Raw genomic sequence first — 16,591 nt, 5'->3', positions numbered from 1 at the left:
TCAGTTGTTGGATTTTCCAGCATCAATCATGGTGGCTTCCTGGTCCTTCCACTGATGAACGAGAACCTGTAGGCCGCTGGGGGATTGCCCTGCCACAATCATGGTTGTGACGCTTCCTTGCGGGAGTTCGATTGTCCCGTTCCCGACTTGGGCTGGGCTGTCCGCATAGCGTACTGAGAACTCGGTCTCGCCTGCGTTTGGTTTGAGCCAATCACTTACTTCGGAGAACCCTTGCCGCGGTGATTGATGGTGGGTGCCAGCCTTGTCGATCAGGTCGACGATAAATTCATTTTTGCCTGGCGAAAAAACGGCGAGTCGGAGTTTCGGGGAGTCATCAAGCTTCGCTGAGGGCAAACGAAGCAACTTTTGCTGAAGAAGAAAGTGCTTCGCGGTCACGACCTCCATACCGCCGAGAAACGACTTCGCCTCTTCATAGAAACTCTGCTTCCAGAGGTCAGGGCTCGAGCCGGAATCAGCAAAGGGCGTTTCCTGGTTGAATCCGTAAAGAATTAGAAGGTAGTTGGCGTCCTTCCCTAGTCCGTAGCTGAACTGTTCGGCAGGCATCCGCGTTTGATTTTCGAGTGTGAAATTCCACACACCCGATTCCAGTGATTTCGCATTCACGAGTTGCCCGAATGGAAGTACTTCATCGAACCGCTGCTCGGTGTCTGAACTGCGATGCGCCGTTACTTCCAAGGGAACCGCAGGATTACTGACGTTAAGTATAGAAAGATCCGCTTTATGGGACGGATCGCTGCCGAGGCACCCTGAAAGCGCACAGGCCACTGTGAGGAAGAGGCCTAGCCCCCAGGGTAGCTGTTCATGTTCCTGTGCCATCGATTACTCTTCTTTGCTTTTCAGCCAACGCAAGATCGCACTACGGCCCAATGTTGCCACCAAACTTAGCAATACGAGCACCGCGAGAGAAATTGGAGCAGTCACAATTAGCCGAGCAACCAATACGACGCCAATCATCGCACCGACAATAATCCCCGTAAGCGGAATCCATCGGTTCGAATCAGCTAATTGAAAACATGTCAGGTTCACTATGAAAAAGGCCGCCAGAAAGACGAGGCTTGCTGCTTCGACCAGTGCCGATAGCGAACCAAGAACCGATAGTAGGGTTGCCACGATACCAATCGCGATGATGGGTCGATCAGGCACACCAAAGCGGTTCTGATGAGAAAACCAGCCTGGTAATTCGTGGTCGCGCGCGACACGAGCCGCGAGTTTTCCTGTGGAGAAGAGTGTCGAATTGATCGCCGCCGCGGTAGCGAAGGCGGCAGCGATCGTCATCACCACGAGCCCAGCAGTTCCTCCCACATTTTCAGCGGCGATCGATAGGGCCACTTGTTTTTCTTCGACAATCGCCAGGGCACCAGCCAACATCGTCGCCCCTAGTGCAACAAGAACATAGACAAATACGACGAAAATGGCCGCGGAAACGAGAACGGGCAGAAAGTACTTTTCCGGCGATTTGACCTTCTCATATTCATACGTCAAGAGCTGAAACCCTTCGTACGACACAAAGATCGCGGCCGCACCCACACTGGCAGACCAAGGTGTTCGAGGCTCGATGCCGGCAAGAAGTTGAGTACTATCCCAATTGCAGATCCCAATGAGTCCAAGAATTAGCAGGACGACCAGATTGGCGGTGACAATCACCACCTCGACCGCTGTCATCTTGCCAATACCGACAAGATTCAACCCGATCAGTGCGATACCAATCCCAATGGCGAAGGCTCGAATTACAGCAGGGCCCCCACCGATTGAATAGGCGAGATAGTGTCCGAAGGCGAATGTATACACAGCAATTGTCAGCGTGTACCCGAGAATCAAGAGCCACGAAAGACTTCCGGCAATGCCTTGTCGATCCATTTCCTCCAGGAATTCGAAAGCTCCCCCACTTCTCTTGTAGTGATTTGAAACTCGGGCATAGGAGTACGCTGTACAAACGGCAATGACGCCCGAAATCACGAAACTGAGCCATGCCCACTGTGCAGCTACCGCGATCACAACCCCCAGGGCAATATAGATCCCCCCACCCACCATTCCGCCGGCAGCTAGTGCCCACACGCGAACCGGGCCAAGCTCTCCCTGCGAGCCTGTAGACTTCTCCGTGTTACTTATCAAAGAAATTCACTCTTGCAATTCTGTTAGATAATAGCCAATCAACAGTCACGGCAATTCAGCGAGAATTTTAGACAGATGTGCCGCTAGCACCAAACCGTTCCCCCTTCGTGTGTGCCTGGTCTTTGGCCTCCACTCGAAGTCGATGCTGGCGTGTTTGTCCCCTTATCCTAGGAATGGGGAGGGCATCTAAGAAAAATCGATGAATTAAGATAGAAGCCAGTGTCGCGTGGTGGAAACTCTGTAAGCTTCGAGCAAAGCTCAGGAATATCAAGTGCTCCTCATCCCACCAAGCTCCGGTCCAGCATCCGATAGTTGATCGCCTCGCAAACGTGATCGGCGGTAATCGTAGTGGCTGATTCCAGGTCGGCGATGGTTCGAGCCAAGCGGAGGATCTTGTCGTAAGCCCTGGCCGAGAGGCCGAAGTTGCTGATGCTTTGTTTCATCAGCGTTGCGGCTTCTTCCTCAACATGGCAGAACTTACGAACCTCGCGGCTGCTCATTTGAGCGTTGTACCGCGTGCGACTGCCGATGAATCGCCGAGTCTGGATGGCCCGGGCCGCGACCACCATCTGCTTGAGCGTTTCGCTGCTGGTTCCTTCCGTCGTGCTGGCCAGTTCCTGGTATGGCACGGCCGGCACTTCGATTTGGATATCGATCCGGTCGAGCAAAGGTCCGCTGATCTTGCCCACGTATTTCTCGACCTGCGGAACGCTACAACGGCAGTCTCGCCTCGGGTCGTTTCGAAAGCCGCACGGGCACGGATTCATCGCCGCCACCAGCATGAAGTCGGCCGGGAACGTTACGCTTCGTAGTGCCCGGCTGATCGTCACCTGGCGATCTTCCAGCGGCTGCCGCATCAATTCGAGCGTGCGCCGATTGAACTCTGGCAATTCGTCGAGAAACAGAATCCCATTGTGCGAAAGCGAAATCTCCCCCGGAGCCGGGTTGCTGCCTCCTCCCACCAGGCCTGCTTCGCTGATCGTATGATGGGGCGAACGAAACGGACGAGTCGCTAGCAACGGCTGATTCGTCGCCAGCCTCCCGGTCGCACTATAGATCCGCGTCGTCTCGACCGATTCTCCTGGCGTCAGCCCCGGTAAGATCGTCCGCACTCGCTTGGCCAGCATCGTCTTGCCTGAGCCGGGCGGCCCAACGAGCAGAAGATTATGCATCCCGGCGGCGGCGATCGTGGCGGCTCGCTTGGCAAGTTCCTGGCCGCGTACGTCCGCGAAGTCAACTTCGTAGTTGCAATGTTCTTCCAACAGCGACTGAATCTGAGGCGGGACCGGTTCGATATCGAGTTGCCCGGCCAGGAACCCCACGGCTTCCGCCAGGCTCGAGACCGGTATCACTTCGATCCCTTCCACGACGGCCGCTTCCCGAGCATTCTCGGCCGGAACGATGATGCCGGCCAATCCTTGCTTCTCGGTTTCGATCGCCTTGGAAAGGATTCCCCGGATCGGCCGTGTCATGCCATCCAGAGCCAATTCTCCTACGATCGCGTACTGATCGAGTCGTTCACTCATCAGTTGCCCGCTTCCCAGCAAGATACCCAGCGTGATCGGCAGATCGAACGAAGCGGCATTCTTGGGAAGCTCGGCCGGGGCCAGGTTAATCACAATGCGGTCTCTGGGGCAGAAGAAGCCGGAGTTAACGATGGCCCGTTCGATTCGGTGGACGCTCTCCTTCACCGCGGCCTCAGGGAGGCCGACCAGCACCGTCTTAGGAAGCGCCGTTGGCGAAACATCGACCTCGACCTCAACCGGAATCGCCTCGATTCCTGCCATCGAGTAGGTACGTAGTTGAGCCAGCATTTCAAAGAACCTTCATCACCAGTTGTCGTCTCTATGTACATCACGGACACCCCCATTCTGCGAGACCACAAACCCCACGATCAAGCCGTTCAGCAAAGATTCCCAAAGAAATTGAGTCCGTGGATTTTCATTTTGTCATGCCCTTAATTTCATTTCGTGTCATCTGCCCTATGAAAACCCACAATCCGTTGTAGGGGGACACTGGGGTCAATATGCTCACAAACAGGGTCAACATTATTTAAAACTTTTCCGCATTAGTTTGAGGTAGCCGACCATGAAGTCCACACGATTTCAACGAGGTTTCACGTTGGTGGAACTGCTCGTCGTAATAGCGATCATTGGGGTATTGATTGCCCTGTTGTTGCCAGCCGTACAACAGGCTCGCGAAGCGGCACGACGGATGAGCTGCAGCAACAACCTGAAGCAGATGGGAATCGCGATGCACAACTATCACGATACCTTCGGTAGCTTCACCTCGGGCTATATCTCGCCTAAGACCAACATCAATTACAACGCCAGCAACTGGTGCGACAGTATGGGGACGCCGGTCCATGGGGGCCATGCTCCGTGGACGGTCATGCTGCTGCCTTTCATCGAACAGCAAAACATGTACGACCAGTTCGCCTGGGGTGGAAATGTGTATCAGCAACGTTTCTTCGATCCAGGCGGGCAGGATGTGCCCAGCCCGAACAAGGATGTCCTGGTTCCGATGACTGCCTATCAGTGCCCCTCGGACTCGAAGATTGCAGAGAACGACCTGCGAGCCAGTTATCGTGGCGTACAAGGTGGTGGGCCTGACAGCGATTCTTCATGCCAGGGTCATTCGTCAAACGTTCGCCGCTTCTATTCCAACGGCACGCTGTACGTGAACTCGCGAACACGTTTCGCCGACATTACCGACGGCACTTCCAATGTCATGCTGATTGGCGAAAACAACCATCCGCACGATTCGGTTGGTTTCTCGTGGGCTGCCAGTGGAAAGAACGATGGTAACGGCCTGCCGGTTTGCTTGACGGGATTCCGCTATCAATTGAACACGAATCCAACCGGCAGCTGGGAAAGCTTCACCAGCGCCTTCCGTAGCGATCATCCCGGCGGAGCCCTTTTTGTTTTCAATGATGGCTCGGTTCATTTTCTGGCGGAAACGACCGATCTGACCATCTCGCAGAACCTGGCCAAGCGTTCCGACGGCCTGCCGCTGGGCGGCTACTAGTGGATCCTCGAACAAGGAGTCAAACATGCGTTTCCTCTTACTAGTCGGTTTGTTGCTGGTCGGCAGCGTTGGCTGTGGTGGCAACTCCGGCTATGGCGAGCCACTGCGTGGCAAAGTGACCTTCGATGGCCAGCCGATCCCTCGCGGAGATGTCATCCTGGAACCGAACTCCGCAAAAGGAAATTCGGGGCCAGGCACGATTGGTCAAATCACCGATGGGCGTTATGAGACCCCAGGTGGCAAAGGGATTGTCGGCGGAGAGTATACGGTCACCATTCGTGGCTACGATGGGAAAGTCGATCCCTCGACGGAAGCCGCGGCGAACAGCCCAGGCAAGGCTCTGTTTCCCGCTTACCAGACCGAAGTGAACATTCCAACAGATGGAACCGAAGTCGACTTCGAGATTCCTAAACCGTAATCAGCCATCGACAAAACGAAAAATCGAGGACGCGTCCCCACCTAGGGATGCGTCCTTTTTTATTGGTATGCTATGGTTGTGGGTTGTAGCGAATATTCCCTGCGGCCCATCGATTCATGACCATCGCCACTCCGCTCGAATCCTCGGACCTTTCGACCACGCCGCGCCTGCTGGGGTTGCCGCCGATTCGCTATGCCCTGCTGGTTGTCGCCGTTCTGGGCCAGGCCGCAACCATTCTGATTACCTGGCCGCTGTGGCAAGTGCGCGAAACGCCAGTCCATATGCCGCTATTCGAGATGCCCCAAGTTCCATTTGGACTTTGGATAATGGCGACCCTGGTGCTGGTGCTCGTCAAGCCACGACTGGGGTTAAGGATCCATGCCATCTCGCTGCTGATCTCTTTTGTCTTCGATCAATACCGCACCCAGCCCCAGGTCATCGTGATGGTGATCTTAATGCTGGCCGTGGTCGAAGATCTGGGCATCGTGATCGTGCGGTGGTTTCTGGCGTCGCTCTGGATCTGGGCCGGCACGCATAAGCTGCTCTCGCCTGACTGGTTTTCGTTTAGCTCGTGGAACATGGTCAGCTCGCTGCATGTCGATCCCGAGCAGTTTCAGATGTTGTTTGCCTGGGGCGTTGGCCTGGGAGAACTTGCGGCGGGATTGCTGGCGGTGTTCCGGCCTCGCTGGGCGGCGATTCCCTGCGTGCTGATGCATGTGGGAATCGTGATCTTCCTGTCGCCGCTGTTCTACAACCACAACGTGAGCGTTGTTCCATGGAACCTGGCGACCGCGACGATAGGGTTCTGGGTGATGTGGAACACAGCGAGCATCCAGCCCCAGTTTCGTTGGGAATGGATCGTGGCGGCGGCGATACTGCTTTATCCGCTGGGGTTTTATGTTGGTGTGGTCGATCACGGAATTGCCTGCGTGCTGTACTCGAACCATTTGCCCGAAGGGATTATCACGACGACCGAAGGCTCGCAGAAGATCCTGGGCTGGGGCGACCTGCACGTTCCGTTTCCCAACGAACGGCGACTGTTTCGCAATTACTTTCAGCATTCGGCCCCTGCCGGCTCGAAGCTACATATCAGCGAGCCCCGTCCTTGGCTGGGGGATCAATATTTTATCAAGCTGGATGATGGCAACCTGAAGCCGCTCACCCGCGAAGAGTTCATCCTTTACTCCGATCAAGAGATCGCCGGCGTGGAAATCGACAGCCGGCGAGCCATGTTCCTGCTGCGGCGTGGCGGAGCGAAGCTCTTGCGGCGTGAAGCAGGCGAACCGATCTACGCGGTGGAGATCCCCAGCAAATACTACCGCCCAGAGCTCCTCCGATTGCTGGAAGGGCTACCGAACCTGGAGCAGTTGAATTTGGCCGATTGCCGGGTGACGGACGACGATTTGAAGCGGCTGCCCGTTCTGCCGAAGCTGGTCGGGATCGGTCTCACCAACACCCCGGTTACCAATGCCGCCATCGGGGAGTTGATGAAGCAGCCGCGATTGGTCGTCATCGAATACGAACAATCGAACATGACGCTCGACGCCATTCTCGAGTTCCAGCGTCAGCGACCGATCGAATAGCGACCATTAAGCATCGGCGATGATCTGCGAGATAGGCTCTCCCTGGCAGATAGCCATGGGACGACCGATCGGGGTTTGATAGTCCTTGGTGAAATCGATTCCCAAGGCAGAATGGATCGTGGCGTGGATGTCTTCGACCCGAACGGCATGCTTGGTGTCGGCAGTGATCTTGCCCCCTTCTGGGTCGGTCTCTCCCAGCACCACACCGCGGCGGATGCCTCCCCCGGCGAGAGCCACGCTAAAGCCGTGTGGCCAGTGATCGCGACCGGCGGCAGGATTGATCTTCGGGGTGCGTCCGAATTCCCCACCACACAGCACCAAGGTGTCCTCGAACATCTCTTTCTCTTGCAGATACTTGATCGTGGCACTGAAGGCGGCGTCGAGCTGCGCGGCCCGGGCCGATTGCAGTTGATGGTTATTCGCGTGCGTATCCCAGCCAGAGAGCGTGACCTGAACGCATCGCACGCCAGTCTCGATCAACTGCGTCGCACACAGACAGCCACGTCCGAAGCCGTTGTCTCCGAATCGATCTTTGATGGCCTGAGGGACTTCGTCGATGTTGAACGCACCAATCTGGTCCGAGGTCATCATCGTGGTGGCCCGCTCGACCGTTTTGCGGTGAAGCGTCTTGTTGGCTTCCATGTCGGCTCTTCGACCACGGGCAAAGCTCGATTCCAGGATATCCAGATCAGCCATACGTGCCTCGAACCGATCTTCGCCAACACGTTTGGGCAGATCTGGCAGCGGGCCAATCGGATCGTACATCCGGAACGCGTCGTACTTGTTCCCCAGGAAACCACCTTTCGGCGAGAACTCGCTTGGGAAGATTGATATGTGACGCGGGATCTCGACACCATCGACCGACAACTCGTGGCACATCACCGCACCAATCGCCGGATGAACGAGCGTCGGGTCAGGGCGATACCCGGTCTGCATGTTGTAGGTGGCCCGTTCGTGATCCCCTTCTTTACTGGTGACACATCGCAGCAGCGAGACCTGATCCATGATCTCGGCCGTAAATGGCATCGTATCGGCCAGTTGTACGCCAGAGACCGACGTATCGATCGCTTTCACATCGCCACCGATCAGCTTGCCGGCGTGCGGATCCCAGGTCTCCAGTTGGCTGGGACCACCTTGCATCCAGAGCACGATCACCGACTTAGGCCGGCGGCGTGCCGCGGGCGATTGTTCCGACGACGCGGCCAGCAGGCGAGAAAGAGGCGTCAGCCAGGCCAGGCCTGCGCCGGCTTGCAATAAGGTTCGACGCGAGAAATGCGCCGCCGTGCCGCACCCTTCCGGCCCCAGCATGTTGGGAAAGCGATTCATGGCAAATCCTTAGTGGTTCCAGGCGAATTCGGTGCAGTTCATCAGGGACCAGTAGATGTCTTCCAGGTCCTGCATACGATTGGCTTCGATCTCGGTATCTTTCAGGCGAGCAACGAAGTGCTGCTGCTCGATTTCGGTTGGTCGTCGCGTCAGCACGCACAAGAACGCCGTTTCGACCGCGACTTCATCGCTGGGGGCCAGTGCCGCCACGCGGGAAGCGGAGTTCCGGAGGAAGTTTTGCTTGGTCCGCTCTTTGACCAGGTTGCCATTCATCATCAACAACCGCTGCGGGATCGTCCCACCATCCATGCTGAATTCGTCCTCGCCTGCGTCGCCATAACGCTTGAGGAAGTCGTTCGTTTCGCCGAACGTAATCAGCCGCGTGAGGATATGGCTATCAGCGTTCAACGTTTGCAGAAACGTCGCCTGATTGATACTGCCGATAACTTGTTCCGGCCGAAGCATCGTGACAGGAAATGCCGCCCAGGTTTGTTCGTGCCGGGAAGTGATTTCATGTTCGGCCCGGCTGTCAAGCTGAAAAGCCTCGGTCGAAGCGATCAAGCGAATCAGTTCCTTGAGATCAAAACCACTGGCGATAAACTCGTCGACCAGTGGCTCGAGCCCTGGCGGATAGGTTCCTTGCTCGAAGCTGCCCTCCAGCGGGATGCTATCGACCGGTTCAACCAGCGGCCGGCCAGTCATCACCGCCCAGACTCGATTCACCAACGCTCGGGCAAAGGGGCGATTCTCGGGGTGCGTCACCCAGCCGGCGAGTCGCTCGCGAAGAGTTCCGCTCTGTTCTGCCAACAGTTGCTGATTGAACGGAACCTGGGCAGGGACCGTCGTTTCTTCTTCCGCATTGAGATACTTGAACTCGTAAGGGCGTCCCTTTTTGTCGGTGATGCCGACGAACGAATTCTGCGCTTCGCTGAAGAACGAGGCCAACTCGTGGAAGTCGCTCTGCTTCAGATCGCCCCCCAGGTTGTCGTCGTGGCATTGCACGCAGTCGATACGAGTCGCCAGAAAAGCACGCGCCAGACGTCCGGCCAGCATCGCGACGTCAGGCTCTTTGGTGCCATCTTGATCGACGGTCGCCGTGATGAAGTTGACCGCTGGATGATCGGTCCACAGGCCTGACTCGGCAATCAGTTCTTTCGTGAGTTGATCATACGGACGATTGGCCATTAGTTGATCACTGAGCCAGGTAACAAATCGCCGTTTGCGAAAGATGAGAAACGGTCCGTTTTCGGTTCCGACATAGGCTCGCGAGAGACGCTCGGCCATGTAATCGCCGTATCGGCGATCTTCGAGCAAATGATCGACCCACCATGCCAGGCGGTCTTCTTGGGGGCGATTTTCGAGGAGGCGGATCTCTTCGAGCGAAGGAATCGAACCGGTCAGTCCTAGCGAAATGCGGCGAGCAATCGTCAGGTCGTCCGCTTTCGGAGCAGGCTTCAGGTCGTCGCGTTCCCAGATCTCGGCGAACTGGGCGTCGATGATCTGCTTGGCTTTCAACATGCTGGCATCGGCCACGATCAGCGGCGTATCGATGGCCTCGACCCTCGGCGGAGCCAGCAGCCAGTTGGCCAGCGAAGCGAACAGAATCGTCGCCAGAGCGATAAATGCGATGTTCTTCAGCCACATATGCGTTGGTCCGTGACGAAGTCTGTCAGACGAGAAAAGGTGCGATTCGACTCCATTCTTACCAATATCCCCAGGTGGAAGTTTCCCATTGCAGAGAAAACTTGGCGATTTCTTCGATTTCTCAAAACCACCCGCCCAATTGTCCGGGTAAAAAAAGAACCTACGCAGATTTTCCACGATCTCGTCTCGTCACCCCTGGAAACATCCATGCCTGTTGCCAATGCAAGCTGGCCTACCGACGAATTGATTGCCGCGGAGGAAATCGTCCGACCGCTGGGCGATCCACCTTCGTCGTCCGAAACGCCAGACCAGGGTGTGGGCATACCTCCCAAGACGCCAATCTTCTGGCGGATTGGCTCTGGCCTGCTGAGTGCCGGTGACTGGTGCTTCGGCGTGGTCTCGATGGTCGTGATCCTCGCTTTTCTGGCGACCGTGCCGGTGCTGAACCTGATGAGCCTCGGCTATCTGCTGGAAGTTGCCGGTCGGATCGGCCGCACGGGGAAGTTCACCCAAGGATTCGTCGGAATCCGGAAGGCCTCGAAGATCGGCAGCATGGTGGCCGGAGCGTGGCTGATGTTTCTGCCGCTGCGGTTCCTTTCCGATGCTTGGCAAAGTGCCTGGCTGATCGATCCGAACAGTCCCCAAACGCGAAACCTGTGGACGGTCACGATGATCGCGACCGTGGCCGTTGGTCTGCATGTCGCTTGGGCATGCTATCGCGGAGGTCGCTTCCGCCACTTCCTTTGGCCAGCTCCCATCTTGTTTTTCAAGACGATCTTCCACGGCGGCATGTATGCTCATGCCCGGGAAGGAACGCTGGCGTTTATCAGAGAACTTCACCTGTGGCATTACTTCTCGCTCGGAGCGCGCGGTTTCTTCGGGACGCTGGCCTGGCTGGCGATTCCGGTGCTGTGGATGATAGGTGCCCGGCAGATTACCGAGCCAGGGGCCGCATTCGTGGTGAGCTTGCCTGGAATGCTGATGTTCGCCTTCGTGCTACTTTACCTGCCATTTCTGCAAGCCCACTTCGCGGCCGAGAACCGGTTCAAGGCGTTGTTTGAAGTGCGAAAGGTTCGCAGCCTCTTTCGTCAGGCTCCGCTGGCATGGTGGTTGGCTTTGTTGACGACGCTGCTGTTTGCCTTGCCGCTTTACTTGCTGAAGATCGAAATGATCGACCGCGAGATCGCCTGGCTTCCGAGCTTGTTCTTTGTGGTGTTCATCTTTCCGGCCCGGATGCTTTCTGGCTGGGCGTTGGCCGTGGCTAAGAAGCGGGAGAAACCGGCTCATTTCGTTTGGCGATGGCTGGGTCGACTGGCTGCGATTCCGGTCGTCGTGTCGTATATCTTCTTCATGTACTTGTTTCTCTACATCTCGTGGCGCGGGGCAGATAGCCTGCTGGAACAGCACGCGTTTCTCGTTCCGGTCCCATTTCTGGGAAGCTAGGCAAAGGCCTTGCTACTAGGACCATCCTGCTGCACGGGGTACGATAGAGGGACCCGATTGCTCGCAGACCTGCTATTACGTCGTAGTGCCTTATGCCGCGTGGAAACCTGATTACGATTTGCGTCACCTTCGTCGTGGCGATGATTTGTTACGCGTCGGTGGGACAATCTCGCTATGCCTTGCTGTTCCAGCAAGGGATGCGGACCATCTCCGAGTTCTACGTGCGTCCGGTCGATGACGAAGATCTATTCAACGCCGCGATGGAAGGCCTGACGGCGCCTCTCGATCAAAACTCGGTCTACATCGCCCCGCCCCGTTATTCTGATTTCCGCCGAGAGCTAGGTCAGGAATTCGGCGGCATTGGCGTGCATGTCGACTTCAACAAAGAAACCCGCGAGATGCTGGTGATCACGCCGTTAGCAGGCGCGCCGGCTTATGAAGCGGGCGTTCAAGCAGGCGATGTTATCCTGGCGATCGATGGCGTGAAGCTCAACGGCGAGGACTTCGATACCTCGCTCAAGCGGCTGCATGGCGAAAAAGGAACTCCGGTCACCTTGACCGTGATGCATATCGGAGCGGAGAAGCCAGTCGATATTACCATGAACCGGGCCAGCATCATGGTCGAATCGGTCATGGGAGACACCCACGGCCCCAATGGCATGTGGAACTACGTGCTGGCCGAGAATCCTAAGATTGGCTATGTCCGGGTCGATTCATTCGGCGATCGGACCGCTTCCGACTTCGAGGCCGCACTTCAGCAGATCGATGGCAAGGTCGAAGGGATCATCATCGACATGCGAGGGAATGCTGGCGGCTATCTGACCGCGGCGATTCAAATGGTCGATATGTTTATCGATCAGGGAGAGATCGTCACAACCCGTACCCGCAACAACCAGATCCGCGACGTTTACGAAGCTTCGTCCGGCGGCACAATCGTTCCGAAGAACCTGCCAGTGGTGGTGATGGTGAATCGCTTCAGCGCGAGTGCCAGCGAAATCTTCGCCGCCGCCCTGCAAGATCATCATCGAGCCACGATCGTCGGCGAACGCTCGTTCGGCAAAGGGACCGTGCAAAGCATCTTTCCATTAGATGGAGATCGCCGAGCCATGAAGATCACGACCGCGACGTACTGGCGGCCGAGCGGCAGCAACATTCATCATTTTCCTGATTCTAAGGATGATGACGATTGGGGTGTCACCCCTGACGAAAGCTGGGAGTTGGAATTAGACGACGAGACGTTGGCAAAAGTCATCCGCTCGCGTCGGCTGCACGATGTCGACCGAACGAATTTCGCCGATCCTTCCTCCGCCGACAAGCGTGAGATTTCGGAAGACGAACAAGCCTTGCTCGACTTTACCGACCCACAATTGCAAATGGCCATCGAAGCGATTCAAGACGCCGCTAAGTAGGCGTTTGGAAGCTTTTGCAAAGGTGATTTGAAAATTCTTCCTTCGAGTCTGAGGGCTATCGGACTCGCGAAAACAGGGTAAAGTTTGCCGCCACGAGGGCAAATTCAAAACCCTCGATAAACATCGACTTGAATCATTTCGAAGGCGGTTTGGCACTTTTTGGCACTCGCATTGCAAGTTACACGGCCATCCTCTCCCTTCCGACTCATGAACTGAAGAAAGTCGCCTTGATGGTCTGCAACGTTGATCACTTCCGTTGGCCTAAGAAGAACGTCCCAACCAGCCTGGAACTGGAATCGTTCTCGCGACCTCTCCCCGTTCAGCCGCATCCAGAAACACCTTACGTTGTGGTGCTGCTGAAGATGTTAAGCGTTGCCGATGATGTCGCCGAAAAGGGTATCGACCCGCTCGAACGATAGTCGCGACCTATCGCTACTCCCCCGAAGAATCCGCGGCCAGTTGGTTCAGATGAAGCTGAACCGACTCGGCCAGTCGGGCCGGGTTATAGCCTCCTTCTAAGAGGCTGACGATTCTTCCGCCACACCAGGTGTTGGCCACCTCTTGGACCTGCTGCGTCAGCGTGATGAAGTCTTCACTTTCCAGGCCCAAGTCTCCGACCGGGTCGTCTTTGTGGGCATCGAACCCAGCGCTGATCAGCACCAACTCGGGGCGAACTCGTTCGGCAAACTTCTGCAGTTGATGCTCGAACCGGCTTAAGATCTCGAACCGATCGGTTCCATAGGTGATCGGCAGGTTGTGGGTCAGCCCCAACCCCGGTCCTTCGCCTGTCGCGTGATGATCGCCGGAGCCTGGGTAGAACGGATAGCGGTGCATCGAAAAGAACCCGACCGTCTCGTCTCGCCAGAAGATGTCTTGCGTGCCGTTACCATGATGCACGTCCCAGTCGACGACAAGCACCCGGGATAGATCGAGCCTCTTCACCGCGTACGATGCCGCCACGGCGACGTTGTTGAACAAGCAAAACCCCATGCTCGTATCAGGGGTCGCATGGTGTCCCGGCGGCCGAAACAGGCAGAAGGCATTGTCGGCTTCTCCTTGGACAACCTTCTGGGTCGCATCGATCGCCGCGCCGACCGCCAGCAAGGCAACCTCGTACGATTCAGGCGAGACCAGCGTATCGACTTCGATTCGACCTCCCCCCTGTTGGCAAAACTTCTCAACTCCTTCCGCCACCGAGGCGTCGTGAGCCAGCAATAAGTCCGACTTATTAGCCGGCTCGAATGGGGGGAGAACCCAAGATTCCCACGTCTTTTCGGCCTGAAGACGCTCGGTACAGGTCGTTAATCGGACCGCGGACTCTGGGTGCGAGGTCGTTTTGTGCTGAAGAAAACGATCGTCGTAATAAAGCAGGTTCTTTTCATCCATTACCTACCCTCTCAGGGGGAATCCACCAATTCGTTGACACTCTCCGCTTCAGGCAACTATTCTTAACCTTGGCGAAGTCAGAGGGTATGATTACATAACTCGTCGATCGGGGGAAAGATTTCCCTAAACTACCCTCGCCAGTCTCATCGAAGCCGAGCCTCACGTATTCCGAGGTTCGCACGTATCTACCCATAGGAACATCGTGGCATGAAACGACTTGCAATTTGGTCTCTGGTTTTCGCGCTGATGGCGATTGCCACACCATCTGCCTGGGCGCAGTACAAGGAAATTGATGTCACCGCCACCGATATCGATCCGGACTCCCGCGACCCCCAAACCCGTATCCGGTTTGGCCAGGCACAAGCGGTCGTTCGCGAATACCTCGGCGGGAAGACCATGGACGAATCGGGCCGCACGGCGATTCGTAAATTCTTCCGCGATGCCTACCTGAAAAGCTGGACGCGCAAGCAGAACGCATCCCAGGCCGGTGCCAAACGCCAAGAGTTTCTCCGCACCTATTACTCGCCGAACTACGCCGATCCGACAGCCCGAGCGATGCTGAACGAGATCATGGTCGAGTTCATGCGCGAGTACATCAAGCCAGCCTATCACCCAGTGCTGCGTTATAACGCTGCTTTGCTGCTGGGTGACCTGCGCTCGAAAGAAATGGACACGCTAGCCGGAACGCCGTCCGTTCCTTACGCCCCGGCCACGGCCATGCTGGTGAGTATCATTGAAGATCCAAGCCAAAGCGATGCCGTCAAGATCGGTGCTTGGGTTGGTCTGATGGATCACGCCCAGCTTTACGGAATCAATCTCGGTGCGATGCCGAATGCAGAAAAAGGCAAAGTGCTCGGTCTGGTCGTCAAAACGATCAACGCGAAAGAAGTCCCGAAGGATTCCAGCCCCGACGCACATCAATGGATGCGGAAGCGCGCTATCGATGTTGCCAAGTCGATCGGAAGCTCCGGGGTGAATGGCAACCTGGCCCAGGCACTCGACACCGTGATTCTCGACGAGTCGCTGCCGATGAACATGCGTTGCGAAGCGATTGCTGCCAAGGGCCAGATGACCTTCGATCCGCAGACCGCCGGCAAGATGGATGTCGTGAAGCAATCGGCTGAAATCGGCAAGGTCGGCCTCGAAGCAGTTGCCGCCGACGTCGATTGGTACGACGACGCGATCAAAGAATACTACAAGGTCATGCTGGGCCCAGGTGGCGGCGGCGAATATGGCGGCGGCATGGGTATGCCTGGCATGGGTGCTCCCGGCATGGGAGGCGGTGCTCCTGGCTTCGGTCGTGGTGCCGGGCCATCCTCCCCATCGGCAGGTCGTCCAGTTGGTGGCGGCGGTCGTCGAAACAGTCGACGTGGTTCCCGCGACGAAGGCATGATGGAAGGTGGCGAGTTCGGCGGCGGCATGGAACAGCAGGAAATCCAGCGAGATCCAGTCGTCCTCCGCATGGAAACCTTGTTCCGTCGTCAAGCTAAGACCCATCTCGACGAAGCCAAGCAAGGCCTGGTGGGTAACACCACGCAGCCAATCTCGGGCGATGGTTCGAACATCAATGAAGGTCTGATTCGCTACGCCAAGGCAGCCGAAGATCGTCAAATGATCGTGGCCCTGGCTAACGCGATGATTGCCATGCTGGCCACCATCGATGACGACGAACTGATGGAAGCTGAACTACTGAAGAACTCGAAGACCCGTCTGGAAAACCTGACCACGGCCGCTCAGAAGCTGGCCGCGAAGGCTGCCATCGAAATCACGCCTCCGGATAAGGATGACGAAGAAGACGAAGCGGTCGGTCCCGATGTTCCTGGTGGTGCTGCCCCAGGTCCTCGCCGCGGTGCGATGCCTACCGGTCCCGATATGCCAGGCGGAGCCGACCTTCCTGGTGCCGGTCCTGGTGCTGGCCCCGCCGCAGGAGCCGGTGGTACTCCCGCGATGCCTGCCGGTGCGGACGTTCCAGGTGGAGCCGATGTCCCTGGCGGTGCTGACCTTCCAGGTGGGGCCGATGTGCCCGGTGGAGCGGCCGCTCCTGGACCGGGTGGTCCGGGTGCTGGTGGTCCTGCTGCTCCAGGTGGCCCTGGTGCTGGCCCTGGCAATCCAGCGCCCCCTGCTGGTGGTCCAGCCGGTGGTGCCGGATCGACTCCGATGCCTCCGACGGGCAGCGACCTGCCTGGGTAGTTCTTTCGACCTGGGCAATCGCCTGACTGATC

13 protein-coding genes are annotated in these 16,591 nt (G+C 56.9%); 7 read left to right on the top strand and 6 right to left on the bottom strand.

From position 1 onward, the window contains the following. The 3 genes from ABD890_RS16945 to ABD890_RS16935 form a co-directional block, all read right to left on the bottom strand. On the bottom strand, positions 1–837 hold the full coding sequence (locus ABD890_RS16945; protein ID WP_345092275.1) for a hypothetical protein: 837 nt from the start codon (positions 835–837) through the stop codon (positions 1–3). A gap of 3 nt (positions 838–840) precedes the next feature. After that, the gene (locus tag ABD890_RS16940; RefSeq protein WP_345092272.1) at positions 841–2,133 is read right to left on the bottom strand and encodes an APC family permease; all 1,293 of its coding nucleotides are present in this window, start codon (positions 2,131–2,133) and stop codon (positions 841–843) included. Positions 2,134–2,411: 278 nt separating this feature from the next. After that, positions 2,412–3,947 carry a YifB family Mg chelatase-like AAA ATPase gene (locus ABD890_RS16935; RefSeq protein WP_345092269.1) on the bottom strand — a complete coding sequence of 512 codons (1,536 nt, stop codon included), beginning with the start codon at positions 3,945–3,947 and terminating at the stop codon, positions 2,412–2,414. 274 nt (positions 3,948–4,221) lie between these two features. Between ABD890_RS16935 and ABD890_RS16930 the strand changes: the two genes are divergently transcribed. The 3 genes from ABD890_RS16930 (at position 4,222) to ABD890_RS16920 (ending at position 7,161) form a co-directional block, all read left to right on the top strand. Continuing rightward, positions 4,222–5,160: a DUF1559 family PulG-like putative transporter gene (locus tag ABD890_RS16930; RefSeq protein ID WP_345092266.1), complete on the top strand. Its 939-nt coding sequence runs from the start codon at positions 4,222–4,224 to the stop codon at positions 5,158–5,160. 25 nt (positions 5,161–5,185) lie between these two features. Then, a complete protein-coding gene (locus ABD890_RS16925) occupies positions 5,186–5,578 on the top strand; it encodes a hypothetical protein (protein ID WP_345092264.1) in 393 nt (130 codons plus the stop codon). A 116-nt stretch (positions 5,579–5,694) separates the two neighbouring features. After that, positions 5,695–7,161 (top strand): DoxX family protein, encoded by a 1,467-nt coding sequence (locus ABD890_RS16920; protein ID WP_345092261.1) that lies wholly within the window; start codon positions 5,695–5,697, stop codon positions 7,159–7,161. Between the two features lie 6 nt (positions 7,162–7,167). On the opposite strand, the gene ABD890_RS16915 is transcribed toward ABD890_RS16920, so the two are convergent. Both ABD890_RS16915 and ABD890_RS16910 read right to left on the bottom strand, forming a co-directional pair. After that, entirely contained in the window at positions 7,168–8,487 is a 1,320-nt protein-coding gene (locus ABD890_RS16915) for a DUF1501 domain-containing protein (protein WP_345092257.1), read from the bottom strand. Between the two features lie 9 nt (positions 8,488–8,496). Next, on the bottom strand, positions 8,497–10,131 hold the full coding sequence (locus ABD890_RS16910) for a DUF1549 domain-containing protein (protein ID WP_345092254.1): 1,635 nt from the start codon (positions 10,129–10,131) through the stop codon (positions 8,497–8,499). A gap of 207 nt (positions 10,132–10,338) precedes the next feature. On the opposite strand from ABD890_RS16910, the gene ABD890_RS16905 reads away from it, so the two are divergent. The 3 genes from ABD890_RS16905 (at position 10,339) to ABD890_RS16895 (ending at position 13,402) form a co-directional block, all read left to right on the top strand. Continuing rightward, positions 10,339–11,574 (top strand): DUF4013 domain-containing protein, encoded by a 1,236-nt coding sequence (locus ABD890_RS16905; RefSeq protein WP_345092250.1) that lies wholly within the window; start codon positions 10,339–10,341, stop codon positions 11,572–11,574. Between the two features lie 92 nt (positions 11,575–11,666). Further along, positions 11,667–12,983: a S41 family peptidase gene (locus ABD890_RS16900; RefSeq protein WP_345092247.1), complete on the top strand. Its 1,317-nt coding sequence runs from the start codon at positions 11,667–11,669 to the stop codon at positions 12,981–12,983. 230 nt (positions 12,984–13,213) lie between these two features. Beyond that, positions 13,214–13,402 (top strand): hypothetical protein, encoded by a 189-nt coding sequence (locus ABD890_RS16895; protein ID WP_345092246.1) that lies wholly within the window; start codon positions 13,214–13,216, stop codon positions 13,400–13,402. 13 nt (positions 13,403–13,415) lie between these two features. Here the strand turns inward: ABD890_RS16895 and ABD890_RS16890 are convergent, their stop codons facing one another. Continuing rightward, positions 13,416–14,369 (bottom strand): histone deacetylase family protein, encoded by a 954-nt coding sequence (locus ABD890_RS16890; protein ID WP_345092244.1) that lies wholly within the window; start codon positions 14,367–14,369, stop codon positions 13,416–13,418. Between the two features lie 207 nt (positions 14,370–14,576). Between ABD890_RS16890 and ABD890_RS16885 the strand changes: the two genes are divergently transcribed. Then, positions 14,577–16,559: a hypothetical protein gene (locus tag ABD890_RS16885; protein ID WP_345092241.1), complete on the top strand. Its 1,983-nt coding sequence runs from the start codon at positions 14,577–14,579 to the stop codon at positions 16,557–16,559. Positions 16,560–16,591 lie beyond the last annotated feature (32 nt).

This window comes from Bremerella cremea, from assembly GCF_039541315.1.
In the GTDB taxonomy this organism is placed as follows: domain Bacteria; phylum Planctomycetota; class Planctomycetia; order Pirellulales; family Pirellulaceae; genus Bremerella; species Bremerella cremea.
The sequence above is the reverse complement of the archived record's forward strand: the minus strand, read 5'-3'. Positions and strand labels throughout refer to the sequence as shown.